Source organism: Bariatricus sp. HCP28S3_F11 (assembly GCF_052065395.1).
Classification (GTDB): Bacteria; Bacillota; Clostridia; order Lachnospirales; family Lachnospiraceae; genus Allocoprococcus.
Genome location: NZ_JBQHUC010000084.1, coordinates 1 through 2,219, shown reverse-complemented (window position 1 = coordinate 2,219; position 2,219 = coordinate 1). Strand labels below are relative to the sequence as shown.

Below are 2,219 nucleotides of genomic sequence, written 5' to 3'. Positions count from 1 at the left end.
CCGTCAAGGGTGGCGTACGCTGCCGAAAACTAACATATCTGCAATTTTCAAGGTTCCCATGGAGCCTTTTTTTTCAGCTCCATTTTTTCATAGGCTACTTTACACTACCTTGTGTTTTCCGGATTGCAGGGAAATAAGTTCCGGAACAATCCGCAGATATGATGAGAGCATCAAAATCCATGTCCAATATAGCACAGAAAACGTCCGAGAAAAAGGGGGAAAAAATATTGGGCGGAAATAAAATGTCAGACAGCCAGAGAGAAGAACTCTCTGGCTGATTTGCTGATATAGCGGATGAGACGAAATGGAGGAATTAGCACACTATAAAAGGCGAAATACCTGTTCTACCGCTGCACGCATATTTGTTTTGGCACATTCGGGATTCATGGCCTCCTCAAGCGTTGTAATTCCGCGGACAATCGGGAAAAATGCATCAATCCCGGCCTGGTTGCATGCGGTGGCTTCCGGAGTGACACTTCCGGCAAAAGCGATAACTTTTGCATTGTATTTTTTCGCCAGTTTTGCAACTCCTATAGGAGCTTTTCCCATTGCGGTCTGGTGATCGAGCCGGCCTTCACCGGTTACTGCGACATCAGCGTCTTTCAGTTCTTTTTCCAATTCAACCGCATTCAGAATCAGATCAATTCCGGGAGTAAGGCTGGCGTTCAGATAACTGAGCAGTGCAAATCCCAGTCCGCCGGCGGCACCGGCCCCTGCGGCATTCGAATAATCACATCCAAGGTATTTGGCAGTAACGTTGGCATACTGAGCCATGGCCTGATCCAGATTTTCCTTGATATCATCAGTCACGCCTTTTTGAGGACCATAGATATAAGTGGCTCCATTTTTGCCGCACAGCGGATTCGTTACATCACAGGCAACCTGGAAATGACACTCATCCAAAAGGGAATTTTTGTTTTGCGTAAGGATGCATTTGACTTTTTTAAGGGCTTGTCCGCCTTCTCCGGCGTCATGACCGTTTTCGTCCAGAAATTCAAAGCCAAGAGCTTTCAGCATTCCGATACCGCCATCATTTGTAGCACTTCCACCGATTCCGATGATGAAGTTTCGGCATCCTTTATTGATGGCGTCATTTATCATTTCCCCCACACCGTAAGTGGTTGCATGAAGGGGATCTTTTTTATTTGTGAGTGTAATTCCGGCTGCTGATGCCATCTCGATGATAGCTGTATTCGTTTCTTTTAAGTATCCGTAATAGCACGACACCGGATCATCGAGAGGTCCGGTTACGGTAACATCGATCCGCTCCCCGTTTAAACCTTCGATTAGTGCGTCTGTGGTGCCTTCACCGCCATCCGCAAGTGGTTTTACGATAACTTCAGCATCCGGTTTCGCGGCAAGAATTCCAGCTTTAATTGCCATTCCGGCTTCCATGGAAGTCAGGCTTCCTTTCAGAGAGTCAATTGCAACTACAACTTTCATTTTCATGTTCCTCCGTTTTTATATTCATGGTGTTCTGCTTTGTATATGGTTTTAGTGTATCATGGAATGATAAAGTTGAAAATGTCATTCGGAACAATATATGAATGAAAATAAACACGATATATGTATTACGTAACATACTCAAACTACTACGCTGAGGCGTTTTTTGCCTTGCACACTCGAAGAAGTATTCTGTGTGATTGGTACAGTTATTTAGGTCAGTTTACAAGGAACTACACGCAGACCGTGAAACGGGCTGCTGACAACAAACGGCGCTATGCTCCCGGCTGGGTGCATAGCACCTGTTTGTTGCGGGGGTTTCCAAAGGGGGCAGCGCCCCATTTGGCACACGACTTTGCGGAGCAAAGTGTAGTGTGTTATACGCTCTGTCGGCGTTGCCCTGAAAATACCGTTGCCGCCGGGGAGGGCAAGGGCATTTGACGCGGCAGGAAAGCAGGGCTTTGTTTGGGGCTGGTAAGCCGGAAACAAAGGGCTGATTTCAGCAGCAGACAGGGCGTATTATGAAAGCCCCCGTCCCTCGTCCTCCGCCCCCGGCCTATGGGACAAAAAGTCCCAAAGCTCTGGACACCGTGACCAGATGTGTGGCCACACTCCGGGAAAAGTAGCAGGACGGCAGGAAACCGTCAAGGCTGAAATGAATGGGCTGACTGTTGGACAGCGAATTGAGGGAGACGCAAACGACAAATTATTTTTCCGTCCTTTAAAGAATCGACCGCGCAGTCTGGGAGCTAATGGCAGATTGACAGCGATAATAC

The 2,219-nt window shown here is 47.5% G+C and carries 1 protein-coding gene; it reads right to left on the bottom strand.

Going from position 1 to position 2,219, the window contains the following annotated elements:
• Positions 1–321: 321 nt before the first annotated feature.
• Positions 322–1,443: a glycerate kinase gene (locus ACTNBR_RS16265; RefSeq protein ID WP_427818841.1), complete on the bottom strand. Its 1,122-nt coding sequence runs from the start codon at positions 1,441–1,443 to the stop codon at positions 322–324.
• Between the last annotated feature and the right edge of the window lie 776 nt (positions 1,444–2,219).